At 63.4% G+C, this 24876-nt stretch carries 20 protein-coding genes and 1 tRNA gene; 17 read left to right on the top strand and 4 right to left on the bottom strand.

What is annotated here, in order from left to right; genetic code table 11:
• Positions 1–32: 32 nt before the first annotated feature.
• Together NY78_RS01210 and NY78_RS01205 are read right to left on the bottom strand one after the other, a co-directional pair.
• Positions 33–464, bottom strand: a complete 432-nt coding sequence (locus NY78_RS01210) for an ACT domain-containing protein (RefSeq protein ID WP_043630658.1) — start codon at positions 462–464, stop codon at positions 33–35.
• A 34-nt stretch (positions 465–498) separates the two neighbouring features.
• Positions 499–1800: a phenylacetate--CoA ligase family protein gene (locus NY78_RS01205; RefSeq protein WP_043630657.1), complete on the bottom strand. Its 1302-nt coding sequence runs from the start codon at positions 1798–1800 to the stop codon at positions 499–501.
• A gap of 179 nt (positions 1801–1979) precedes the next feature.
• Between NY78_RS01205 and rsfS the strand changes: the two genes are divergently transcribed.
• From rsfS to NY78_RS01170, 7 genes are all read left to right on the top strand, one after another.
• Entirely contained in the window at positions 1980–2471 is a 492-nt protein-coding gene (rsfS, locus tag NY78_RS01200) for a ribosome silencing factor (RefSeq protein ID WP_043630655.1), read from the top strand.
• Positions 2468–4000, top strand: coding sequence for a 2,3-bisphosphoglycerate-independent phosphoglycerate mutase (gene gpmI, locus NY78_RS01195; protein ID WP_043630653.1), 1533 nt, complete (start codon positions 2468–2470; stop codon positions 3998–4000). Before rsfS ends, gpmI begins: the two co-directional genes overlap by 4 nt.
• Complete coding sequence (locus tag NY78_RS01190) at positions 3997–4242, top strand: hypothetical protein (RefSeq protein ID WP_043630652.1); 246 nt, start codon at positions 3997–3999, stop codon at positions 4240–4242. Before gpmI ends, NY78_RS01190 begins: the two co-directional genes overlap by 4 nt.
• Positions 4243–4282: 40 nt before the next feature.
• Positions 4283–5005, top strand: coding sequence for a site-2 protease family protein (locus NY78_RS01185; RefSeq protein ID WP_043630650.1), 723 nt, complete (start codon positions 4283–4285; stop codon positions 5003–5005).
• Between the two features lie 408 nt (positions 5006–5413).
• A complete protein-coding gene (pgm, locus tag NY78_RS01180) occupies positions 5414–7066 on the top strand; it encodes a phosphoglucomutase (alpha-D-glucose-1,6-bisphosphate-dependent) (protein WP_043630867.1) in 1653 nt (550 codons plus the stop codon).
• A gap of 255 nt (positions 7067–7321) precedes the next feature.
• Positions 7322–7570: a hypothetical protein gene (locus NY78_RS01175; protein ID WP_043630649.1), complete on the top strand. Its 249-nt coding sequence runs from the start codon at positions 7322–7324 to the stop codon at positions 7568–7570.
• The gene (locus NY78_RS01170; RefSeq protein WP_043630647.1) at positions 7567–8043 is read left to right on the top strand and encodes a hypothetical protein; all 477 of its coding nucleotides are present in this window, start codon (positions 7567–7569) and stop codon (positions 8041–8043) included. Before NY78_RS01175 ends, NY78_RS01170 begins: the two co-directional genes overlap by 4 nt.
• 65 nt (positions 8044–8108) lie before the next feature.
• Here the strand turns inward: NY78_RS01170 and NY78_RS01165 are convergent, their stop codons facing one another.
• Positions 8109–11996 (bottom strand): class I adenylate cyclase, encoded by a 3888-nt coding sequence (locus tag NY78_RS01165; RefSeq protein WP_043630645.1) that lies wholly within the window; start codon positions 11994–11996, stop codon positions 8109–8111.
• A 30-nt stretch (positions 11997–12026) separates the two neighbouring features.
• Positions 12027–13313, bottom strand: a complete 1287-nt coding sequence (locus tag NY78_RS01160) for an HD-GYP domain-containing protein (RefSeq protein ID WP_043630643.1) — start codon at positions 13311–13313, stop codon at positions 12027–12029.
• 196 nt (positions 13314–13509) lie between these two features.
• Here NY78_RS01160 and NY78_RS01155 point away from each other — a divergent pair, with 196 nt between their 5' ends.
• The 10 genes from NY78_RS01155 (at position 13510) to NY78_RS01110 (ending at position 24485) form a co-directional block, all read left to right on the top strand.
• A complete protein-coding gene (locus tag NY78_RS01155) occupies positions 13510–14391 on the top strand; it encodes a tetratricopeptide repeat protein (protein WP_043630641.1) in 882 nt (293 codons plus the stop codon).
• 94 nt (positions 14392–14485) lie between these two features.
• Positions 14486–16276, top strand: a complete 1791-nt coding sequence (locus tag NY78_RS01150) for a methyl-accepting chemotaxis protein (RefSeq protein ID WP_043630639.1) — start codon at positions 14486–14488, stop codon at positions 16274–16276.
• A 123-nt stretch (positions 16277–16399) separates the two neighbouring features.
• Positions 16400–17326 carry a branched-chain amino acid transaminase gene (locus NY78_RS01145; protein WP_043630637.1) on the top strand — a complete coding sequence of 309 codons (927 nt, stop codon included), beginning with the start codon at positions 16400–16402 and terminating at the stop codon, positions 17324–17326.
• Positions 17327–17377: 51 nt separating this feature from the next.
• Complete coding sequence (gene dnaX, locus NY78_RS01140; protein WP_043630634.1) at positions 17378–19177, top strand: DNA polymerase III subunit gamma/tau; 1800 nt, start codon at positions 17378–17380, stop codon at positions 19175–19177.
• Positions 19178–19189: 12 nt separating this feature from the next.
• Positions 19190–19501 (top strand): YbaB/EbfC family nucleoid-associated protein, encoded by a 312-nt coding sequence (locus NY78_RS01135; RefSeq protein ID WP_043630632.1) that lies wholly within the window; start codon positions 19190–19192, stop codon positions 19499–19501.
• A 90-nt stretch (positions 19502–19591) separates the two neighbouring features.
• Positions 19592–20206 (top strand): recombination mediator RecR, encoded by a 615-nt coding sequence (gene recR, locus NY78_RS01130; RefSeq protein ID WP_043630631.1) that lies wholly within the window; start codon positions 19592–19594, stop codon positions 20204–20206.
• Between the two features lie 24 nt (positions 20207–20230).
• Positions 20231–22405, top strand: a complete 2175-nt coding sequence (recD2, locus tag NY78_RS01125) for an SF1B family DNA helicase RecD2 (protein ID WP_043630630.1) — start codon at positions 20231–20233, stop codon at positions 22403–22405.
• Positions 22406–22453: 48 nt separating this feature from the next.
• Entirely contained in the window at positions 22454–23413 is a 960-nt protein-coding gene (locus NY78_RS01120; RefSeq protein WP_043630628.1) for a lysylphosphatidylglycerol synthase transmembrane domain-containing protein, read from the top strand.
• Positions 23414–23448: 35 nt separating this feature from the next.
• Entirely contained in the window at positions 23449–24276 is an 828-nt protein-coding gene (gene thiD / locus NY78_RS01115) for a bifunctional hydroxymethylpyrimidine kinase/phosphomethylpyrimidine kinase (RefSeq protein WP_043630626.1), read from the top strand.
• A gap of 124 nt (positions 24277–24400) precedes the next feature.
• A tRNA-Leu gene (locus NY78_RS01110) sits at positions 24401–24485 on the top strand.
• The last annotated feature ends 391 nt before the right edge of the window (positions 24486–24876 follow it).

Below are 24876 nucleotides of genomic sequence, written 5' to 3'. Positions count from 1 at the left end.
GCTGACGGCGCGCGCGGGTGTCGGGGCCGGGACTAGATGGTGTAGAGCTTGTCCCCGGGAATGATGGCGATATTGTTTTTCTGCAACAGCTCAATGGCCTGATCGGTGCGGTCGAAGCGGAAGATGATGACTGCCGAACGCTCGCACTGGTGCACGAAGGCGTACATATATTCCACATTGACGCCGCCGGCGTTGAGCAGGCTCAAAATGGCGTGCAGTCCGCCGGGCTTGTCTGAAACTTCGACAGCCACCACGGCATTTCGGCCCACGGTGAAGCCGTTTTCCTTCAGCGCCGCCTTGGCTTTTTCGTGGTCGCTGACAATAAGGCGCAGGATGCCGAAGTCCGAGGTGTCGGCCAGGGACAGGGCGCGGATGCTGATGCCGGCTTCGGCCAGGACGCGGGTCACTTCTTCCAGGCGACCGGTCCGGTTTTCCAGAAAAATGGAAATCTGTTCGGCTTTCATGGCGTCTTCCTCCGGGATGTCGGCTGCTGAGCCGTTAGTCGTTACGCAGGTCCAGGATACGTTTGGCCTTGCCCTCGGAGCGCTGGATGCCCCGGGGTTCCACAAGCTTGACCTGGGCGGTGACGCCCAGGAATTCCTTGATGTTCTTCTGGATCTTGCCTTCCAGGCGCTGGAGGTTTTTCACCTCGTCGGAGAAGATCTTTTCATCCACTTCCACCTGGACGGTCAGCGTATCGAGGTTGCCGTCGCGGCGCACCACAAGCTGGTAGTGGGGGGTGAGCCCTTCGGTTTCCAGCAATATGCTCTCGATCTGGGACGGGAAGACGTTCACTCCCCGGATGATCAGCATATCGTCGCTGCGGCCATGGACGCGCTGCATCCGGGCAAAGGTGCGGCCACATTTGCACGGCGTATACACCAGGCGGGTGATGTCGCGGGTGCGGTAGCGGATGACCGGCTGGGCTTCCTTGGTCAGCGTGGTGATGACCAGTTCGCCGGCCTCTCCCGGAGCCACCGGCTCCTTGGTCACCGGGTCGATGACTTCGCACAGGAAATGGTCTTCCATGAGGTGCGCGCCGGCCTGGGCCTCAACGCACTCGATGCCGACGCCCGGTCCCATGACTTCGGACAGGCCATAAATGTCGATGGCCTTGATGCCCATCTTGGTCTCAATGTCCCGGCGCATCTCTTCGGTCCAGGGTTCGGCGCCAAAGACGCCCACCCGCAGGGGCAGATCCTTGAAATCGATGCCGGCTTCGAGCGCCGTCTCGTACAGCACCAGGCTGTAGGAAGGAGTGCAGCAAATGACCGTGGCTCCGAAATCTTTGAGCAGCATGGCCTGACGCCGCGTGCCGCCGCCGGAAACCGGAACGGTGATGGCTCCCAGGTGCTCGGCTCCGTAGTGCGCCCCGAGACCGCCGGTAAAAAGGCCATAGCCGTAGGCCACGTGGATGATGTCGCGGCGGGTCGCTCCGGCGGCGGCAAAGCACCGGGCCACCAGCCTGCCCCAGGTGTCGATGTCGCGCTGGGTGTAGCCGACCACCGTGGCCCGGCCGGTGGTGCCGGAGGAGGCATGGACGCGGACCACGTTGTCCTTGGGCACGGCAAACAGGCCGAAGGGATAATGATTGCGCAGATCCTGCTTTTCGGTGAACGGCAGATAGCGCAGGTCGGCCAGGCTTTTTATATCGGCAGGCTTGATCCCGGCTTCATCAAAGGCCCGGCGGTAAAAGGCCACATTGGCGTAGACCCGTTCGCACTGTGTTTTCAGCCGCTTGAGTTGCAGGGCTTCGAGATCTTCCCTGGGCAGGGTTTCGATGTCCATATCGAAAATCATGGGATTCCTCCAAATGGCGTCATAGGCGCATCCAAGGGAGATTCCTGCCGAAAGCAACCGGCGGCGTCAAGTGAGGGCCGGGAAAAATGAGGGCTGCGCATTTGCGGGACGTCGGCAAATCGCGTAGAGCACTGCCGTTGTCCGGGAACCGGACGGCATGACTATTTTTTGGAGATGAAATGCCCGCAAAACCGACTGATGCCAATCTTTCCCCTGCCCACAAGGCCGCCCGGGTGGCCCTGTGGCTTCATGAAAAAAAAGCCAAAGACATCAAGGCCGTTGACGTCGCCGGCTTGAGCCCCATCTGCGACGCCATGGTCATGGCCTCGGCGGCCAGCGTGCGTCAGGCCCAGGCTCTGGCCGACTATGTCCTGGCCAACTGCGGCGATCACGGCTTTTCCTACCTTGGCATGGAAGGCTACAATACCGGCCAATGGGTGCTGCTCGACCTCAACGACGTGCTGGTCAATATCTTTCAGGAAGACCAGCGGTCCTTTTACAATATCGAAGGCCTGTGGTCTGAGGGCAAGCCTCTTGCCCTGACCCTGCCCCAGCGCACGAAAGGGCCGAAAGACCCGCTGGATGATGATCCGGATGCGTTGGATGATGCGGACGAACTGGACGATCAGGACGATTCGCAAGACCCGCAAGGCCCGATGAGCGCGTTATGAAACCGACTCCGACCCTGCTGCTCATCCTGGACGGCTGGGGGGTGGCTGTGGCCGGACCCGGCAATGCCGTGACCGAAGCCGGCACTCCGGCCATCGACCGCCTGCTGGCCGCCTATCCGTCCACCACCCTGGCCTGCTCGGGCCGATCCGTGGGCCTGCCGGACGGCTTTATGGGCAATTCCGAAGTCGGCCACATGAACATTGGGGCCGGTCGGATCGTCTACCAGGACATGACCCGCATCGATATCGCCATGGAAGACGGCTCCCTAGCCAATAATCCGGTGTTGGCCGAACTGGCTCGGGCGTCCCTGGCCGCAGGCGGGCGGGTCCACCTCATGGGCCTTGTGTCCGACGGCGGAGTGCACAGCCACCTGCGCCATGCCAAGGCGCTCATTGCCGCCCTGGCCGGCCTGGGCCAGCGCGACGTCCTGGTCCACGCCCTGCTCGACGGCCGGGACACCCCGCCCCAGAGCGGGGCCGGCTACGTGGCCGACCTCGACGGATTCCTCAAGCATCTGGGTACAGGGCGCATCGCCTCCCTGATCGGCCGGTACTACGCCATGGACCGCGACAACCGTTGGGAGCGGGTGGCTGCGGCCTACGCCGCCCTGACCGAGGGTATTGGCGAGGCGTTCACCGACCCGGTCGCCGCTGTCGAGGCTGCCTATGCCGCCGGAGAGACCGACGAGTTCGTCAAGCCCCGCGTGCTTCCCGACGGCGAAGGAAGCATGCGTGACGGGGATGCCGTCTTTTTCTTCAACTTCCGGGCCGACCGGGCCAGGGAGATCACCCGGGCGCTGACAGCCGCCGATTTCGACGGTTTTGCCCGGGGTCGCGTGCCGAAACTTTCCGCCTTTGCCACTATGACCGAGTACGACGGTTCGTTTGGACTGCCGGCGGCCTTTGCCCCGGTGGCCGTCACCGATGTGCTGGGCGAGGTCTATTCCCGGGAGGGGCTGACCCAGTTGCGACTGGCCGAGACGGAAAAATACGCCCACGTCACCTATTTTTTCAATTGCGGCCGCGAGGAGCCCTTCCCCGGGGAAGCCCGCCGGCTCATTCCCTCGCCGCGCGAGGTGGCCACCTATGACCTCAAGCCCGAGATGAGCGCGGCGGCCGTCACCGACGCCTTTCTGGCTTCCATGGATCAGGGCCACAGCCTGACCGTGGTCAATCTGGCCAACTGCGACATGGTGGGGCACACCGGCATCCTGGAGGCGGCCGAGGCCGCAGTCAGGACTGTGGACGCCTGCGTGGCCCGCATTGCCGCAGCCGTGGCTGCGGCCGGCTGGCGGATGCTGGTGACGGCCGACCACGGCAATGCCGAGGAAATGATCGCCCCGGACGGCGGCCCCATGACGGCCCATACGCTCAATCCCGTGCGCCTGATCCTGGTGGACCCGGACCGCCGGGGGGCGACCCTTTCCCCGGGCAAACTCGGCGATATCGCCCCCACCATTCTGACCCTGGCCGGATTGCCCGTGCCGGCGGCCATGACCGGCGTCAGTCTCGTCACGGAGCAGGCATGAGTACCGAACAACGCAAACCGCTGACCCCGGCCAAACCCGTGGGCGTAGAACTCGTTTTTCTCTATCCGTGTCCTTTTTGTCGGCGCGAAGTGCCGGTGGTGGCCCCGGTCAAGCCGACCATGATCGCCTGTGACGCCTGCCGGGGGCGGTTTCCCATCGTGCCGGTGGACGACCGCTCGGTGCGCTTCGTCAAGCTGGTCATGGCCGGCGGCAAGGCGGCCATCGACCCGGATTTTATCTGAATCGCCGGCCGGGCTTATCCCGGTCTGACGGAGGCTGGCCATGAGCTACGCGGCTGTCGTCGCGCTCCTCGGCGTCCTGATATTTATCCATGAATTGGGCCATTTTGTGGCGGCCCGGTTGGTCGGAGTGCCGATTGCCCGCTTTGCCCTGGGCTTTGGCCCGGTGGTGGCCAGCCGCACGGTTGGCGGGGTGCGCTACTGCCTGTGCGCCGTGCCCCTTGGCGGCTATGTGTTGCCGGACCTGCCGGACGAACGGGCCTATCTGGCCCTGCCCCTTGGCAAGCGCCTGCTTTTTTCCCTGGCCGGCCCCCTGGCCAATGTCCTGTTTGCCCTGGCCTGTTACGGGGCGCTGTGCCTGGCCGCTCCGATTCCGGTTGGAGCCACTTGGCTCGGTCTGGCCATCAAACCGTTTCTTTTGACCGGGCAGACCCTGGCCACCATCCTGACCGGACTGGCCGGCCTTTTCCACCATCCCGCACAGGTCAGCAGCGTGGTTGGCATCGTGGCTGAGGGCGGTCGGTTCGCCCAGGCGGACGCCATGCGTTATGGCATCCTGGCCGCCCACCTGTCCCTGTCGCTGGCTGTGTTCAATTTGCTGCCGGTGCTGCCGCTCGACGGCGGCAAGATGGTCTTTGACGTGGCCACGCGCCTGTGGAGCCGCCTGTCGCGGCTCTATCTGCCGGCAGCCGTCGGCGGCTGGCTGGCGCTTTTGGGCCTGATGCTCTTCGCCACGGTCCAGGACGTCTGGAAGTACTGCCTCTAGCCGTCATCCGCCGCCATGCGTCCTCCAAAAGCCGCGATTGCGCCCTGTCGGGACAAGACCCTGGCCCAGGCGCTGCGTGATGCGCTGGCCGGCCTTGATGCCCCGGCCACGGCCCTGGAGCTGTCCGGTCTGGTGCGGGCCGGCGAAAAAGCCGTCGTGGACGCTTTGGAGCATGTGCAACGTTCCCTTCGCCGTTCTTCTGCCCGGTTGCTTGTGCATCCGGCCCGATGCCTCGGTTGCGGCCATGTGTTTGCCAAGCGTGACCGGCTGGGAAAACCCGGCAAATGCCCCATCTGCCGCAGCCTGCGCATCGACCCCCCGCGATTTTCCCTGGAATCGTCGTCCAATGTGGACGATTCCGCCCCATTGCGGCACTATGAACAGGCCACAGTTCAAGGAGGAATTCCCATGCCCGTCAGTCCCCTCGCCGGCAAACCGGCGCCGCGTTCGCTGCTTGTCAATGTGCCGCGTCTGGTCGCCGACTACTATGCCGTCAAACCCGATCCGACCGACCCCGGGTGCCGGGTGTCGTTTGGCACCTCCGGGCATCGTGGGACGTCGTTTAACGGCTCCTTTAATGAAGACCATATTTTGGCCACCACCCAGGCCATTTGCAACTACCGCCAGGGGCAGGGGATTAGCGGGCCGCTCTATCTCGGCATGGACACCCACGCCCTGTCCGAACCGGCCTGGATCACCGCCCTGGAAGTCCTGGCCGCCAACGGCGTGGCCACACGCATCCAGACCGGACGGGGCTATACGCCAACGCCGGTCATTTCCCATGCCATCCTGACCTTCAACCGCGACCACAAGGGTGTTTTAGCCGACGGCATCGTCATCACGCCCTCGCACAATCCCCCGGAAGACGGCGGCTTCAAGTACAACCCGCCCTCGGGCGGTCCGGCCGACACCGACATCACCAAATCCGTCCAGGAAGCGGCCAACGCTCTTCTGGAAAAGGGGCTGGTCGGGGTGCGCCGCATCCCCCTGGCCGCTGCCCTGGTTGCGGCGTGCGTTGAGCACTATGATTATATCGCGCCCTACGTGGCCGATCTGGCCAATATCTGCGACATGGCCGCCATCCGCGACTCCGGCATCCGCATCGGCGTCGATCCGCTGGGCGGCTCGGGCGTGGCCTACTGGGAACCCCTGGTTGAACGCTATGGCCTGAACCTGTCGCTTATAAGCGACGTGGTGGACCCGACCTTTTCGTTTATGACCGTGGACCGGGATGGGAAAATCCGGATGGATTGCTCCTCGCCCTATGCCATGGCCCGGCTGATTGAGCACCGCGACGCCTACGACATCGCCTTTGGCAACGATCCCGATTACGACCGCCACGGCATCGTCACCCGCTCGGCCGGACTCTTGAACCCCAACAACTATCTGGCCGTGGCCATCAACTATCTGTTTGCCACGCGCAAGCGCTGGCGGACCGACGCGGCCGTGGGCAAGACCGTGGTGTCGAGCGCCATGATCGACCGGGTGGCGGCCGGGCTTGGCCGACGGCTGTGCGAGGTGCCGGTGGGCTTTAAATGGTTCGTGCCGGGCCTTGTTGACGGCTCGTTCGGCTTTGGCGGTGAAGAGAGCGCTGGGGCTTCCTATCTGCGCACCGACGGCACGGTCTGGACCACGGACAAAGACGGCATCATCATGGACTTGCTGGCGGCCGAAATCACGGCCAAGACCGGCAAGGACCCGGCCGCCCATTACGCCGACCTGACGGCCCGCTACGGCGAGCCGGTCTATGAGCGCACGGACGCCCCGGCCAGCAAGGCGCAAAAGGCCGTCCTGGCCAAGCTTTCGCCCGAGATGGTGCAGGTCGCGTCCCTGGCCGGCGAGGCCATCACCGGCCGGCTCACCACCGCCCCGGGCAATGGCGCGGCCATCGGCGGTCTCAAGGTGACCACGGAAAACGGCTGGTTTGCCGCCAGGCCTTCAGGCACCGAGGACGTCTATAAAATCTATGCTGAAAGCTTCAAGGGCCGCGACCACCTCAAGGCTTTGCAGACTGAGGCCAAGGAGATCGTGGACGCGGCCCTGGCCGCTGCCGGGGTGTAAGCCCACAGGCAGCGCAGCGCAGCTTTGGAACTCTGCCTCCATCTCGCCCTTGCTGCGCCGCGCATCGCTTTCACAAAAAGGCATTGCTGTTTTATTGTGAATAAAATCTATAAATTCATGGTGTTGTTGCCTAACAAACATGATGGGAATTGTCTGGCGCAACCCGAGACAACGCTGCCAGCCGGGGGAGTGGGCAAACGCGCCTTGACGCCGGCCGCCTTTGCAGGCAACCAGCCTCCGGCAGTGGGCTAGCCCATGGATGACGATCTGGAACCGGAGGCCCGGCGTTTGCTTGTGGCCCTGGCCAGCTTGCCCGATGCGCCCTTTCCGGACCGCGTGATGCCGGGCGAGGCCGCCACGTCCCTGGGACTGGGACCGGCCCGGTCCTGGCGGCTTTTTCGCCGCTTGTTTGAACTGGACTACTACGAATACGACATCTCGGCCTACAGCGGCCGGCTGACCCAGGCCGGCCGCCGGGCCGCAGCAAGGAAGACCGACTCGTGAAACTTGCATCCCATTGTCTCAGTGCCATTCCGCTGGCCGTTGCCGCCTACGCCGCCACTGGCGGACGGTTTTCCGCCGCCTTCATGGCCGGCGTCTCCAGCGTGCTGATCGATTGCGACCATGTCCTGGACTACATGCTGTGCAACAAGCGCTGGGACGGCACGCAGCACTTTTTTGCCAGTTGCGAAGAAGGCCGTCTGCCCCGCCTGTATCTGGTTCTGCACTCCTTTGAGCTGGTCTGTTTCCTATGGCTGCTCGTCGGCACCGGGGTGGCTGCCGCCTGGGGCGTGGGCCTGACCATCGGGATCACCGGTCATCTGCTCATGGACTGGGTCGGCAACCGGCGCATTGTCACACCGTCGTTTTACTGGCTGTGGTTCCGTGCGGCCAATCGTTTCGACAGCAACAGACTGTACCTGACGCCGCCTGTGCCGCTCAACGCCGAACCGGTCGAGGAAACTGTCCACCGGTAGCGCCTCTGGAAGGGGCGGCCGGTTTGCAGCGGACCTGGGTGCAGGCGAAAAGCTAAAGCGTTGCTTTAACGTCTGGCCCGGCGCACGGCCTGGCATTGGGATTTGACCGGGACAAAGACTTCGATGCGGGCGTCGGGATCAAGAGTCAACCCCATGGATTCAATGAGATAGTCCCGGGGCGAGTGGGCCAGCGGTTCCAGGGCGGCTGTGCGCTCCAGGTGAAAGAGTTCTCCCCAGTTGGTGGCGTAGAGCGTATCGATGCTGACCGTGCCGCGTTCCTCGCGCGGGGCGAGCATGTTGACGACCAGCAGGGCGGTTGTGACCCGCTCGTCGGCCAGCCCCCAGGACAGGGGGGGAGTAAAGGTTTCCCGGGCCGGGAAGACGTCGTAGACGGCGTTAATAAGTCCGGTGAAATCCGGCAGGGTGAGCGGCGCAGGCAGCAGCGTGGCTTGGACATGCAGCCCCGGGCGATACAGTTCGTTGGCAACGAGCCAGACGGCCAGCCGCACCACCGAGGCCTCCTGGCGAAGCGTCTCCTTTTGGCGCGCCTTTCGATCCCCCCCGGCCGCTTCACCCCGGGCCACAAACGTGGCGTCACGGGATTTCCCATCTTCCAGGCCGATTTCCAGCGAGGCAAAGAGATGTCGTCCCGGCCGCAAAAAGGGCAGGCGCATGATTTTGCCCACCCGCCGGCCGAAACTCGCCCCGATACGCCGCGACAGCATGGTCTGGTCGCGTTCCGTCAGTCCGCCGCTGTTGCCCAGGGCCGTGCTTCGGGTCTTGAGCCGTTCATAGGCCTTGAGAAAATAGGTGGAGATAGCGTCGCACAATGCTGTCGCCCGGGCAAACCCCTCTTCCTCTGCTCCCCCGGTCTTTTTCGTCGGCGGCGGGCAGGAACGAAACGACGGCGGGGCATAGGGAAAAAAGTGGTCAAGAATGGTTTCGCCGGTACGGCTGGCGTATTCGTCGCAGGGATCGAAACCGGTTTTTTGCAAAAAGGCCTGCCGCAGCAATTCCACGGCCCCGGTCTGGCCGTCTTCCTGGTAGTGGCGGCTGACCTCCCGAAATAGCAGGGCGTAGGGGTCACAGCGCCAAAGCCCCCCCTGATTGGCGAAAATGAAGGCCTTGAGCGTCTCGCACAACAGCTCCGGATCACCCGGGTGCGCGGCGTATTTTTCCAGCAGGCCGAACTTGATAATGGATTTGAACGGACTGGTCAGCGATTTGACAATCATCCACAACGAGGCCCCAAAGTATTCGTCGCCGGCTATGGAGCGCACACAGCCGAAATCCAGGGTGTCGGCCGCCACGTCCGGCGTCGAGCGGGCCATGGCTGCCAGGGATCGCTCATAGGCCTCCTGGCCGATGCCCGGCGGCGCGTACCACCAGGCCGGCTTTTTGCCGGCCGCCACCAGCGCCGTGCGATAGAATTCCTCTTTGAGCAGGCAGCCCTGGGCCGAGCCGTAGCCCTCGTCTTCGGAGTAACCGAAAATGTTGTCGCGGATGTCGGTCACGCTCATGCGGAAAAAATGGATTTCCAGGGCATAGTCGCGCTCGGCCTGCCGGCTGATGGCATCGAGCTTGTCCTGGAACGCAGGCAGGTCCGGACGGGCGGCATCGGCCTGGGCGATGCACACCCAGATGTCGAGGTCGGAATCTTCGGTCTGGGCCACGGTGCCCACGCTGCCGATGGTATAGACCGCTTCCACGGCAATGGCGTCTTCCGGAATGGTTTGCCCTGTGTCGGCTTGGTCGCCGAAATGGGCGGCCAGCAGGCGGGCGGCGGTCAGGTTGGGGGCAAACCCGGCGATGCGGGCCGCCGGGCCGGGGCGGATGCCGGTTTCCTCGCGCACAAGCGGCGCCTCGATCAACCCCGGCAACATCTCCAGGAAGGCGGCTGCTGACGGGCCAAGCCGGCGTCTGGCCCAGGCCAGACGCCGCTTGTTGTTGGCCAGCAGCGTCAGCCGGCGACGACGGATATCCCGACCGGAAAGGACGCCGTCGCACACGGCCGCCAGCAGGCGCAGTCCGGGACCATCGGTCAGGTCCGGGGGCAGCGGCGATCCGGCGCCGAGGGCGTCAATGACGGCCAGGGCCTCGTCCTTGGCCATGGCCCCGAGAATGTCCGGTTCATCGGTTGGTCCGGAAAAACGCGAGGCCGCGAAGTAGCAGCCTTCGGTGCGCACACTGACCAGGCGTGCCCGCTCAAAAGCGGCCATTTCGAACAAGCAGTCGGAAAAAAGGACGCCTCGGCAGGCAAGATCGTCCAGTACGGCTCGGATGAAGCTGACCGCCCGCAGCCGGCAGCGCACCAACGAGAGTCCGGACAGGGCAGCGCCCACAAAATCGCATTCCAGGGCGTCAAATCCGGTCATGGACACGTCCCGTCCGATTACGCCGCCAAAAGCGCACAGGCGCAGCTCACAGTCCATAAACTGCACATCCTGGAGGATGGCCTCGTTGAAGCGGCAGTTGAGAAAGCGGCAGGCCCGAAAAGAAACGCCGTTTAATCGGGATCGCTCGAAATTGACGTCGGAAAACTGGACGCCGACAAAGCTTGTCCCGGCGAGGACGGCCTCAATGAAGCTGGCCGCTTTGAGTGAACAGCGTGAAAACACCACCGCGGCAACATTTGCCCCGTCAAGGTTGGTCCACATGATCTGGCGCTTGTGGATTTGGGCGCCCGGTGTGGCCATGTCCCGGCGCAGGGTCTCCGATGGTTCGGAGGACGGGCCGGGCGGCGGGGCGGCAACCAGGGTTTTGACCCGGCTCCACAGACCTTTGGGCGCTCCCGTGGCCGACGTCTGGCCGGGGAGAGGGGGGCGTTTGGGAAAAGGGCGCGAGGCGGCCCGGGAACGGTGGCCCAGATCCGCGGCCAGGGCCGAAAGCAGCGCCTTGGGGGCCATGCCGGCCTTGGCGATGGATCGGGCGGCGGCCTGGGTCGCTCCCGGCAGGGCGGCGGCCAGGATGCAGTATACGGCGCACAGCATGGCGCGCCGGGTCTGCGGCGGCATTTCACGCAGGGCTTGGCCAAAAGCGGGGAGCGACATGGCGGCCAGGGCCGGGGCCAGTTCGGGAATACGGCCGGGGTTGGCAGCGGCCAGGGCGGCGCAGACACTGGCGGCCTGCATCTCGTCGCAGCGCACCAAGGCGCAAAGGGCGGCGGCGGCCAGGGACGGTTCTGCAGCCTCGATCAGGGTCTTTACCGGCTGGGCGACGATAGCGGCGTCAATGCCCGGCGTTTCAGCCAGGGCCCGGCAAATGATTTCGGCCGACACTTCGTCGATATCGCCCAGGCGCTCAGCCAGTTGTTCCACCAGCCCGGGTTCGCGCAACCGTCCGGCCACCCGGGCCATGTAGCGGGTCTGTTCGGCCGAGAGATCCATCTGGATAAGCCGCTTGAGCCACATGCCCAGACGTCCCCGGATAAGGGCGTTTCGCAGCGGCAGAGCCGGATACTCGTGGCGGTTAGCCAGCAAATCCAGGAGTATCAGCAGTTCATCCGGGGTGCGCTCCACCACGTCGGCAATGACTTCCAGGCAAAGGGCAGCGGTTTTGGGGCGCTCGGCCCGGGGGCGACGGAAAAAGGCGTTGGCAAAAAGGAGCTTTTCCTCGTCGCCCAGGCTTCCAAGCAGGGACAGGGCCTGCTCCTCGGGCATGGTTTCCAGGTGGGTGACGGAGAGCACCTCGCCTTCGACCCCCAAGCGAAAGAGCATGGGAAAGGCCTGTCTGGTGAAATGTTCATCCCCGGCGTTGAGCAGGGCAGCCAGGAGAAAGGCCAGTTCGGACGCATCGGCGGCAGTGGCCGGGTCGTCTGCGGCACTGCGGTCAATAAAAGCCAGGGTTTGGCGGGCCAGAGGCAAGAGGGCAGTGATGTCCGATCCCGGCGGCTGGGAAAGGCCGGTGCGCAGGGTCCGCATGAGAGCGCGGGCCGGCGAGCCCGGACGGATCACGGGCGGCTCCGTTGCAGCGGCAGACGGAAACTAGGACCGGGGCGCGGCGTCCACATAGTAGGATACCTGCTTGCCGGGATTAAGGTACAACAGCACATCCGGACTCAGCGCTTCGGGGCGAAGGGCCTTGACCACGGTCAGTTCGGTTTCGATGGTGAGATCGATGATGAGCGCCTCGCGTTTGGGGATGTCCGGGTGGTAGACCTTGATGCTCGGGCGCAGGGAGTCGCTCATATTGGCCGAGACGACCATACCCTGCATGGTGTTGGAGAGTTCGACCAGGGAGCCCGGGGGGTAGACGCCGAGCTTGCGGATAAACATGGTCACGGCCTTGGGATCAAGCGGGCCGCGCCGTTTATACAGGGCCTTCATGGCCTCGTGCGGGGTGCGCAGGGCGCTGCCGTCTTTGGCGTTTAAAAAACGGTCGTAGACGTTGGCCACGGCGGCAATGCGCGCCCCAAGAACCATGGCCGTCCCTTGGACCCGGGCCGGAAAACCTGTGCCGTCGAGCAATTCGTGGTGCTGCAGGACCAGCATCTGGGCCGAGGGCGGAAATCCCGGGACGGCAGCCAGCATCTTGGCCCCGATCTTGGGATGTTCCATGTAGTATTCCTTGAGCACCTTGCTCATGGTCACCATGTTGCCCTTGGAAAACCGCTGGATGGGCACCCGCCCCTTCCCGACGTCGTGAAACAGTGAGCCGACCCCGACCTCTTCGATCTCGGTTTTGCCCAGGCCCATCTCCTTGGCCAGCATCATGGACAGCACAGCCACGTTCAACGCGTGGTAGTGCTTGGCCTCGTCGCGCATCTTGGAGGTCATGACGTTTATGAGCACGTCCAGGTCGGAGAGAAACATCTCGGCCATGGGACCAACGACTTCCCCGGCCGCCTCCAGCACTTCGGCGTTGGGGGAACTGACCTTTTTAATGGCCTCGACCACCTTGTCCATGGCCTTTTCGTACCGACGTTCGCAGGCGGCAAACCGTTCGATGCGGTCCTTGTTGCGCTCAATCGTCTCTCGTTTGAGACTTGAAAGTTCTGCCGAAACCGGGGTGCGGGCGGTGGCCCAGGGACCTTTCTGGCGTTTTCCGACCAGACCGTCGAGTTCTTCCAGGGAAATAGGCAGGCGATCGGACTTGTCGGGGACGCAATAGACATGGGCAAGCCCCAGGCCAACGACCTTGGCCACCTCGGCCTCTGTGCGCAGCTTGAATCCCTTGGGCGGGAAGGGGTGGGACAGACCGGGTTCGTCAATGCGAATAAAAAGCCCCGGACAAAGTTGTTCCACCAATATCGGATATTCGTCTATCTGCATGGCCTTCCCTGGGGGTGCGTGGATGTCGGCCCGTCCGCTCTGCGCTTGCCGGTTGCGACGGGTGTCGTCGCGGCATCACAGACTATACGCGCCTGGAAAAAAAACTGTCAACACGCCTGGTTCGCCAGCTTTTTCAGACAGCTTGCCGAAACACCCCGGACGTGGGTATGAAACGGAATACACTCTGCCAAGCGTCATGCCAGAACCACCCGTTTCCCATACCAGGGCCGCTTCCGGCCACAAGCCCGTCAAGGGCGTTTTTTCCATTGATTCGCAGCGACTGCTCGGCATCGCGGGCATCAGCCGGGCCAGTCAGCGCATCTTTTTTTATGCCGAGCAGCAAGACGAGCTGGGACGGGTGGCCATCCAGCGCCTCAACCGCACTTTCATCCCTTCCGGAACCAAGCGGTTTATCACCCGTGAGCAGCTGCTGACCCAATACCAGCCTGAACCATCGATTTATCTCAACAAGGTTGTGCCGATTATGCGTCGGCTGGAGGAGTCTGTCTCAACCGCTGACGCCCATCGGCAGCGCCAGGAGCTTTTTGCCGCCGAATTTGAATACAAAGTCATTTTGCGGCTGGATGAGGAACACGTCAAGGCGGCCTTCGGTCTGGGGCTGACCTACCTGGAGCGCCAGGAAAAACACAACGCCGATGCCGTGTTCCACAAAATCATGCGCATCGACGCGGCTTTTTTGCCCGAGCATAAGCATCTTTATAATGCATTCGGCATCCAGATGCGAAAGCTTGGCATGTACGACGAAGCCATGCGCTACTACAGCCGAGCCTACCTCTTGTGCCGCACTGACGAGCATCTTCTCTATAATATGGCTCGGACGCTGTTTGAAAAGGGACGGCTGAAAAGTTCCCGGGCCATACTCGGCAAGGCCCTGCGCCTTAATGCCGACTTCCCCGAGGCCAAAACCTTTCTGGCCTTTTTGGATTCCCGGGAGCGGGGCGAGGCCTTGGCCGAGCCGCCCCTGGAGGCGCTGCCGCCGCCCTTGGACAAGCCGCCCGGGGCGCTTGACGCCGACGAAGACGCAGGGCCGCAATCCAGGCCGTCGCCCGAAGTTTGACAGGGCAGGCGCGGCAGGGCAAACACAGCCCAACCACAACCATCCAGGCTGATCCTGGGCGCTGATGTGCCTGGTCGTTTCAAGGAGCAAAGCCATGGGCAACGTCAAGGTCGGCGTCAAGCTTTTCACCCTCATCGTCGTCACCTCGCTGGCCGCCCTGGCCATCGGCTTCATTGGCTATCAGGGGCTTTTGCGCACTGGCGCAGCCCTGTCCGAGGTGGCCGGCAACACGCTGCCGTGCGTGGCCGGTCTTGGCATGGTCAAGGAAGGCTTGCTTGCCGCCCAGTCGGCCGAACGCACCATCCTGGTGCCGGAACTGGCCAATTCCAAGGAATTTGACCGGCAACGGGACAATCTGCGGATTGGGCTGGCTTTGGTCGATGCCGGTCGGGCCGAAGTCGACGGTCTGACCCTGGGGGAGGAGGAAGCGGTCCAGTGGAAGGCATTTAACGACGCCCTGGCTGCCTGGCGCAAGACCAATGCCCAGGTGCTTGACCTGGTCTCCAACGGCAAGCGCAGCAATGCCCTGACCCTGTCCATCGGCATTTCCACCCTTTCCCAGAAAAAAGCCATGGAGTCGCTCAATCTTCTGCTGGAACGCAGCCGTGCCCTGGCCGACTCCCAGGCAGACGCGGCCCTGGCCGACGTCGGCAAACGGACAACCGTGCTCATGGTCGTTGGAGCCCTGTGCGTGGCCGTCTCGGCGCTGCTTGGCATCATCATCACCTTGTCCATTACCCGGCCCCTGACCAGGGGCGTGGCTTTTGCCCGGGCTGTTGCCGACGGTGATCTCGAAGCCCGGTTGGATGTGGCCGGTCGTGACGAGATTGCCCAATTGGCCGACGCCTTGCGCCGGATGCTTGACTCCCTGAAGGAAAACATCGCCACGGCCCTGGCCCGGGGCGAGGACGCTGCGGCCGAAGCGGCCAAGGCCTGCACGGCCATGGAGGCCGCCGACGAACATCGGTTGGCCGCCGAGAACGCCCGGCAGGAAGGCATGCTCCATGCCGCTGGTCGGCTGGCCGAGGTGGTCGGCGTGCTGACCGGGGCTGCCGACGCCTTGGCCGGACATACCGAGCGGGCCACCCACGGGGCGCAGGAACAGTCCTTGCGCCTGTCCGAAGCCGTGGCCTCCATGGGCGAGATGCGTTCCACGGTGGTTGATGTGGCCCACAGCGCGGCCACGGCCTCCGGAACGGCGGCAGCGGCCCGGGACAAGGCGGCAAGCGGAGCGATCGTGGTCCGCCGGGCTGTCGACGGTATCAGCGCCGCCCGGGACAAGGCCTTGGATCTGGCCCGGAACATGGGCGAACTCGGCAGCCAGGCCGAGGGCATCGGCCGGGTGCTCGGGGTCATTTCCGACATTGCCGATCAGACCAACCTGCTGGCCTTGAACGCCGCCATCGAGGCTGCCCGGGCCGGCGACGCCGGCCGGGGATTCGCCGTGGTGGCCGACGAGGTGCGCAAGCTGGCGGAAAAGACCATGACCGCCACGGCCGAGGTGGGGCAGGCCATCCGGGACATCCAGATCGGTACCCAGAAAGGCGTGGCCGGCGTGCGCGAAGCCGCCGCAGTCATCGAAACGGCCAATACCCTGGCCGGCGAGTCCGGGCAGGCGCTAAGCGCCATTGTGAGCCTTGTGGAAACGGCCTCGGATCAGGTGCGCTCCATTGCCGCCGCTTCCGAGCAGCAGTCGGCCGCCAGCGAATCCATTGAAAGCACCATTGCCGATGTGGGCCGAGTGTCCGAGGATACGGCCCAGGCCATGGCACAGGCGGCTGGAGCTGTGGCCGATCTGGCCGAGCAGGCCCGGGTGATCGAAGGGCTCATCGACGAGTTGCGCGGCGAGGGGACGCCGGCTGCCCTGCCGTCCGCCAGGGCGTGACCGTCTTGACCCCGAAGGGCAAAGCGCCTAAGTTGCCACGTTTACGTTTTGGCCATAGCCGGCGCAATCATGACGCCATCCGGGAAGCTCCCCGGAAAACGTTTCCAGCACGGGGGTTGGATCATGGGTGTTCGGACTGATTTTATCTGGATGGACGGTGCGATGGTGCCCTGGGACCAGGCCAATGTGCACGTCCTTACCCACACGTTGCATTACGGTGTCGGCGTGTTCGAAGGCATTCGGGCCTACGAGTGCACCGATGGCTCCTCAGCGGTCTTCCGCCTAAACGAGCACATCGACCGGTTGCTTGGTTCGGCCAAGGTCATGGACATGAAGGTCCCCTACACCCGGGACCAGCTGGCCAAGGCCTGCATCGAGACCCTTCAGGCCAACAAGATGACCGCCGGCTACATCCGGCCCATCATTTTTATCGGCTCTGGCGAGGCCATGGGCGTCAATCCCGGGCCAAACCCCATCCGGGTGGCCATTGCCGTGTGGCCGTGGGGCGCTTATCTTGGCGCTGAAGCCCTGGAAAAGGGCATCCGTATCTGCACCTCGAGCTATACCCGCCACCATGTCAACGTCATGATGACCAAGGCCAAGGTGGTCGGCAACTACGTCAACTCCGTGCTGGCCAAGACCGAGGCCCTGGCCGACGGCTACGACGAGGCGCTCATGCTCGATCCCACCGGCTATGTGGCCGAGGGCACCGGGGAAAACGTCTTTATCGTGCGAAACGGCAGCATCAAGACGCCGCCCCTGACCTCGATTTTGGCCGGCATCACCCGCGACAGCCTCATCACCCTGGCTAAGGAATTTGGCTACGACGTGGTGGAACAGCTGTTTACCCGTGATGAAGTCTACATGTCCGATGAGGCCTTTTTCTCCGGCACCGCCGCCGAGCTGACCCCCATTCGTGAACTCGATCGCCGGGTCATCGGCGAGGGCCATGCCGGTCCTGTGGTCAAGGCTCTCCAGGCGGCCTTCTTCAAGGTGGTCAAGGGTGAAAACCCGGCCTACGCCAAATGGCTGTACCGTTATAGCCTGTAACCATCCCCGGGCGGTCCCGACCACCGCGCCAGGATCGCCCGGACACGCCCCATGAGCACTGTCAGCCTTACTGCCAAATATCGACCGCAGCGCTTCGCCGACGTGGCCGGCCAGGAGGCCGTCAAACGCATCCTGTCCCGGGCCGCCGCCGAGGACCGGATTGCTCCGGCCTATCTGTTCAGCGGCACCCGCGGCGTGGGCAAGACCACGCTGGCCCGGGTGCTGGCCAAGGCGCTCAACTGTGAAACAGCGCCCACGGCCGAGCCCTGCAACGTCTGCTCCCAGTGCCGCCAGATCACCGCCGGGGTCTGCCCCGACGTCATCGAGATCGACGCCGCCACCCACGGCAAGGTCGACGACGCCCGCCGTCTCAAAGAAGACGTGGGCTATGCGCCGCTCAACAGCCGCTACAAGGTCTTCATCATCGACGAAGCCCACATGCTGACCACGGCGGCCTTCAATGCCTTGCTCAAGACCCTGGAAGAGCCGCCGGCGCGCGTGACCTTTATTCTGGCCACCACCGAGCCGCACAAGTTTCCAGCCACCATCATCAGCCGTTGCCAGCACTATCTGTTCAAACGCCTGGCCCAGGCCGAGCTGGAAGCCCATCTGGTCAGCCTGCTGACGCGCGAGACCGTTCCCTTTGAGCCAAAGGCCGTGAGCCTTATTGCCCGGCGCGGGGCCGGCAGCGTGCGCGATTCCATGTCGCTTTTGGCCCAGGTCCTGGCCCTTGGCGGGGCGGAGTTGACCGAGTCCGACGCCCGAAACGTCCTCGGGCTGGCCGGGCAGGACGTCTTTTTCGGGCTGATCGAAGCCATCCGGGCCGAGGACGGACCGGGTGTGGTTGAAGTGCTGCGCCAAGTGCTCGACAAGGGCCTGGATATCGGCTTTTTTCTGCGCGAGCTGGCCTCCATGTGGCGCAACCTCTTTCTTTTGCGCCAAGCCGGCGAAAAGGCCCTGTCCGTGGTCGATCTGCCGGCTGAGGAAGCCGGGCAATGGCTGGACTGGGCCGGTCGCATCGAGGCCGCCCACATCCATGCCTGCTGGCAGATGACGCTGGAGGGCCAGCGCCGGGTGCAGACGAGCCTGGAACCGGCCCTGGCCTTGGAGCTGTTGCTGCTCAACATGGCCTATCTGCCGCGCCTGCTCCCGTTGCAAAATCTCGCCGCCTGCTCCGCGCCGGCAACGCCGGCAGCGGCCTCCGGTCCCGGGTCAGGCGCGGGCCGCGCGCCCCAGGCCCCCCGGCAAGGCGGCTATCGCCCCCAGCCTCTGGCCGATCAGCCGGCCCCCTATGGGCAGCATCGGCCGGCCCCGACCGCACCCCAGGCCCCGGTGCTGTCCCAGGCCTCGTCCTCGGCTCAGGCTCCGGTTCAGACGCCGCAAGCGGCTCAAATGCCCCCTGCGGCCCAGGCCCCGTCTCGTGCCTACCAGCCGGCTGCGGCCGCAGGCGCGCCGGTGGATCCGATGGGCGAGGCTCCTGCCCGGACAGCCCCGGCCGGCCCGCAGAATTGGGACGGGTTTAAGCGTTTTGCCGCCAAGAAGGGCGAGATCGCCGGCCTCAAACAGGCCCGCGGCGTTTATCACCCGGACCCGGCTCCCGGCGAAGTGGTCATCGGCTGTGCCAACGCCTTTCACCGGGGCCAGCTCATCCATCCGGATAAGTTTCGCCAGCTCTCCGCCCTGGCGTCGGAATATTTTGGGCAGGGCGTGACCGTGCGGGTGGAGGAGGGCGGCCAGGAATCCGACCGCATGTCGCCCCAGGATCTCAAGGACTACATCGACGCCCGGCCGGAAGTGCGCCAGGCGGTGACGACATTTGACGCGGAAATCATTGAACGCAAGCCCCGATAGAGGAGAAGCAGCATGAAAGGGATGAGTGAACTGGTGCGTCAGGCCCAGGTTATGCAGAAAAAAATGGCCAAGCTCCAGGAAGACCTCCAGGAGCGCACCGTCGAAGGCTCGGCCGGCGGCGGCATGGTCACGGCCGTGGTGACCGGGGCCAATGAATTAAAGGCCCTGACCATCGACAAGACGGCCGTGGACCCGAATGATGTGGAGATGTTGCAGGATCTGATCCTGGCCGCCGTCAATGACGGGATCAAGAAGGCCAAGGCCATGATGGAGGCCGAAATGGGCCAGATCACCGGCGGCATCAAGGTGCCCGGCCTGTTCTAACCTTCCGCCCCATCCGTTGGCGTCGACCGGCAGGATCCCCTGCCGGCCGGCCCGGCCGCACAGTTTTCATACGTAAACGGACACCCGCCCATGGCATCGCAAACGACCCTGCCCGTCCCTCTGGTGGAACTGGTGGAGCAACTCTCCCGGCTTCCGGGTCTTGGCCCGAAATCCGCCCTCAAGGTGGCCATGACGCTGCTCGAATGGCCGCGCGCCCGGGCCGATTCCCTGGGCGACGGCATTTTGCGCCTGCGTGAGCGGCTGTGTCTGTGCCGTCACTGCGCCGGCCTGTCCGAGACGCCGGTGTGCCCGGTGTGCGCAGATCCCAGCCGCAACCATGACCAGCTGTGTCTGGTGGCCCAGTGGGACTCCATCATGCAGATCGAGGAGACCGGGCTTTTCGCCGGCCGCTATCTGGTTCTTGGCGGCCTGCTCGATCCCCTGGAAGGGATTTCCGCCGGGCAGCTGCGCCTGGACGTTCTGCGCGCCCGGCTGGCCGAGGGCGAGATCACGGAGTGCATTCTGGCCCTTGGGGCGACTCTGGCTGCCGAATCCACGGCCTCGCACATCAAAAATCTTCTGGGCCGCGAGTATCCCGCTGTCCGCCTCACCCGACTGGCCCAGGGAATCCCCCTGGGGGCCGAAGTCAAATACGTGGACAAGGAAACCCTGTCCCAGTCCCTGCGCTACCGCCAGGACCTCTAAGCCTACGGGACGAAGCGGCACGCCATGGCAATCGAACTTACGGTGGAGGTCCAGACCGTCACCTTTTTTAACGAGGAAAACGGCTTCCTCATCGCCCGTGTCAGCTCCAAGGACGAACCGGGCGCTTTTTCCGTGGTCGGGCCGGTGCAGCGGGTCACCCCGGGCGAGGTGTTGCGGGTCTCCGGCTCCTGGTCCACCCATCCCAAGTACGGTCGTCAGTTTCAGGTCGAAACGGCCGAGCGGGTAATGCCGGCCACGATCAACGGCATCCGCCGCTATCTGGCCTCGGGCCAGATCAAGGGTGTTGGCGGGGTTTTGGCCACACGTCTGGTGGACGCCTTTGGCGAGCAGGTGCTGGAGATTCTCGACAGCGAACCGGAAAAACTGCTGGCAGTGGAAGGTGTCGGGAAAAAGAAGCTCAAGGAAATCAAGGCCTCCTGGGACGCCCAGAACGAGATCCGGTCGCTCATGCTCTTTTTGCAGACCCACGAAATCGCCACCACCCACGCCGCCAAGATTCAGCGTCTCTACGGCAACGCAGCCGAGGCCCGCATCCGGGCCAACCCCTACGAACTGGCCTACGAGATCCGGGGCATTGCCTTCAAGACCGCCGACGCCATGGCCCTTCGCCTGGGCTTTGCCCCGGACAGCCCCGAGCGCATCCAGGCCGCCCTGGCCTATGTGCTCTTTACTATGGGCGAGCAGGGCCATCTGTTTGTCCCCAAGGACATCCTTTTCGAAAAGACCGCGGCCATGGTCGGGGACGTGGCGCCGGAACGCCTGGAAGAGGGGCTTGGCAGCCTTGAGACCTTAAAGCGGGTCAAGGTCGAGGATCTGCCGGCCCAGGGCATCAAATCCGCCGTCTATCTGCGCCATTTTTACGCCCTGGAAGTGGAGATCGCCCGGCGCATCCAGGAACTGGCCAACCATCCCGGGGCCGAACTGCGGGGCAAGGTTGAAAAGCTCCTGCCGGCGCTTGAATCCGAGGCCCGCATCCAGCTTTCCCCGGAGCAGCGCCAGGCCGTGGTCGATGCCTGCGCCAACAAGGTCTTTGTCATCACCGGCGGCCCCGGCACCGGCAAGACCACCATCACCCGCATGGTGGTGGCCGCTCTTGACAAGCTGTCGTTAAAAGTAAAACTTGCCGCCCCAACGGGCCGGGCGGCCAAACGACTCTCCGAAGCCACCGGGCAACCGGCCGCCACCCTGCACCGTCTGCTGCAGTCCGCGCCTGACGGCTCCTTTGCCCTGTGCGAGGACAACAAGCTTAAAACCGACGCGCTGCTGGTTGATGAGGTCAGCATGCTCGACGCCCGGCTTTGCGGCCATATGCTGCGGGCCTTGCCCTTTACGTCGCGCCTCATCCTCGTCGGCGATGCCGACCAACTGCCCTCTGTCGGTCCGGGCAATGTCCTGGAAGACATCCTGGACAGCGCCAGCGTCGGCAGTGCCCGGCTGACGCATATTTTCCGCCAGGCTCGGGAAAGCATGATCGTGGTCAATGCCCACCGGGTCAATAATGGCCAGTTCCCCCTGGCGGCCGAAAAAAAACCGCCTGACGCGGATTTTTTCTGGGTGGAGCAGGATGATCCAACCGCTGTGCGCGACCTGATCACCGCTCTGGTCGGGGAGCGCATTCCCGAAGTCTACGGACTCGACCCGATGCGGGATGTGCAGGTGCTTTCGCCCATGCACAAGGGCGAGGCCGGTACGCAATCCCTGAACGAGGCCCTGCGGGCGCGGCTTAATCCCACGGGACCGGAAGTCGTGCGCGGCAATCTGCGTTTTCGTCTGCATGACCGGGTGCTGCAGACCAAAAATAATTACGAGAAGGACGTGTTTAACGGCGATCTGGGGCACATTGTCGAGGCGGACCCCGAGGAAGGGGAGCTGCTTGTGTCCTTTGACGGCCGCAGTGTCCCCTATGACCGCTCTGAACTCGATGAGCTGGCTCCGGCCTATGCCGTAAGCATCCACAAGTCCCAGGGCAGTGAATACCCGGCGGTGGTGGTCCCTATTTTGACACAGCATTACGTCATGTTGCGCCGCAACCTCATTTATACCGCCCTGACCCGGGCCAGACGTCTGGCCGTGCTGGTCGGCAGCCGGCGAGCGCTTATGCTCGGGCTTAAAAATGCCGGCGGCGACCGGCGCTACACCCATCTCAACTACCGCCTGCGTGAGCTTTTCAATGTTTGATCGACAACTTCCGGGTTCCATCCCGGAAACATGGAGGAACGGCCCGCGATGCTTGTAAAAAAAGCCGCCAGTCTGCTTGTTCGTCTGGTTCTGGTCGGGGCCTGTCTGGTCTACGCCTTTTGGGGACTTGATTTCGGTGATTTGTGGGACACGCTTTTGCGCTACGACCACATGGCGCTGTTTTGGACCACGGTTTTTTCCTTTCTCGGCTATGGGGTCATGGCCCTGCGCCTGGATTTCCTCTCGGGTTTTAAAGCCGGCCCCTGGACCTGCTTTAAGGCTTTTTTGATGTCCATGGCCGTCAACAACATCGTGCCGGCCAAGCTCGGCGAACTGGCCAAGGCCTTTTACTTGCGTCGGGAGTGCAAATTTTCCCTGTCGCGCAGTATTTCCATGGTCTTTTGGGAGCGCTTTTTCGATCTCAACGCCATCCTGGCCATGGGTATGGTCGTGGCGTTTTATTTTGATCTCAAGATGGCCTTTGTTCCCCTTGGCGCAGCTGTCGGCGGCATATGGGTCGGCTTGTGGGTGGTGCGCCGCTATCCGGATTTCGTCGGCCGCATCATTGAAAAAATACCGTCCGAGCGGTTGGCCGAATTTCTGGCCGAACTCAAATTGCAGGTGCTCCACGGTGTCACGCCGGGCTTTATGGCGGTCCTTGGCCTGTATACGCTCGTGTGCTGGATTCTCTACGCTGGCTCCACCTTCCTGGTCCTTTTGTGGGTGGCCGGGCTGCCGCTGACCTATGGCCATGCGGCGGCCGTGTTCGTCATCTCGTCATTTGGCATGGCCATGCCCTCGTCGCCGGGAGCCCTTGGCGTGTTTGAAGCGGCAGTGGTCTTTTCGCTGGGCCTTTTCGGCGTCGACCGGGCGCAGGCCTTGGCTGCCGGACTCGTTCTCCATATGGTGCAGTTTATTCCGGTGACCGTAGCCGGGCTCCTGATCCTGGCGAAGAGCGGACTCAAGCTCAGCAAAATCCGTGAGAGCGAGGACGCACTGGATTCGTAAGTCTGACAACCTCCCTGGCGTTACGGAGAGGAACTATGGCATATCCCTGCGCCCTGACCATTGCCGGATCTGATTGCGGCGGCGGAGCCGGCATCCAGGCCGATCTCAAAACGTTTATGATGCAGGGCTGTTATGGCCTGTCCGTCATTACCGCCCTGACCGCCCAGAATACGCGCGCCGTGACAGCCATTGAGGCCCCGACTCCGGGATTTGTGGCCGAACAGCTACGTGTCGTTCGAACCGATTTTCCTATCCGGGCCGCCAAGACCGGGATGCTCTTTTCCGGGGCCATCATAGCCGCTGTGGCCGACGGACTGGCGGACAAGGACTTCCCGCTGGTGGTCGACCCGGTGTGTGTGGCCCAATCCGGGGCGCGCCTGCTAGAGTCTGAGGCTGTAGACGCGCTCAAAACCCGGATGTTCCCCTTGGCGGATTTGATAACGCCCAACCGGCACGAAGCCGAGTTGCTGGCCGGCATGGCGATTGTCAGCCGTGAGGACGCCGACACGGTCATTCGTCGCTTGCTGGCTCTGGGCGCGCAAGCGGTGTTGCTCAAGGGGGGGCATTTTGCCTCTGGCGAGGCTATCGAAGCCGGGTTTGTGGCGGATCGTCTGGTATTGGCCGATGGCCGGGGATGGGAACTGGTCCGACCCTATGTGGATACGCACAACACCCACGGGACGGGCTGTACGTTGTCTGCGGCCATTACCGCCCACTTGGCTCTGGGCAAGGCCTTGCCGGAAGCGGTGGAAGCGGCTCGGGACTATTTGCAATTGGCGCTGGAAACAGCCTGGGATCTTGGCCATGGCGACGGGCCAGTCAATCATCTGGCTCCATACGCGCGACTGGGGGGTCAAGCCTAGTCCGGGACATTGGTTGCAAACGGACTTGCCTTTTACCAGGTTTGCAGTCTTCGTGTGATTGTTGGGATATTGTCTAAGTTGGGCAATTCGCGTAAGCACAAACGCCCGTCGGTTGGGAACCTGTGCGAGAGTGGCGGAACTGGGAGACGCACCAGACTTAGGATCTGGCGGCTTAGGCTATGGGGGTTCGAGCCCCCCCTCTCGCACCAGACTGATTTCATATATTTTATTCTTCGGGCACTCGTCTCATGGGCGGGTGCTCTTTGTTTGCCCCTCCATTTTATCCCCCAGATGCTCCCAAAATGGCTTCAGTTGCGGTTCGGCCAGATGCCCATTTTCAGGAGCTGCTGCCGTGCGCGGCCTGATCGTTGCCACCTCTGTTTGCCCGGAGCCACGAACAGGAAAGCCGGCCACCGCATCGGTGGGAATTTCCGATAGCTGTCCGGAAGAATCCGAGAGGTGGCCACAATACTCCCCATTTGTCCCTCCCCGGTATCTGCTGGCTATTTTTGAAGAGATGGTTATATGTAGCGGTATGCCAGGAAAACAACCTGAAGTTGGCAGACAAGGCACGAGGACACCTATGATGCGAATGAAATT

The sequence above is a fragment of the Desulfovibrio sp. TomC genome, assembly GCF_000801335.2.
Lineage (GTDB): Bacteria > Desulfobacterota > Desulfovibrionia > Desulfovibrionales > Desulfovibrionaceae > Solidesulfovibrio.
This window is presented reverse-complemented; position numbering and strand designations above follow the sequence as displayed.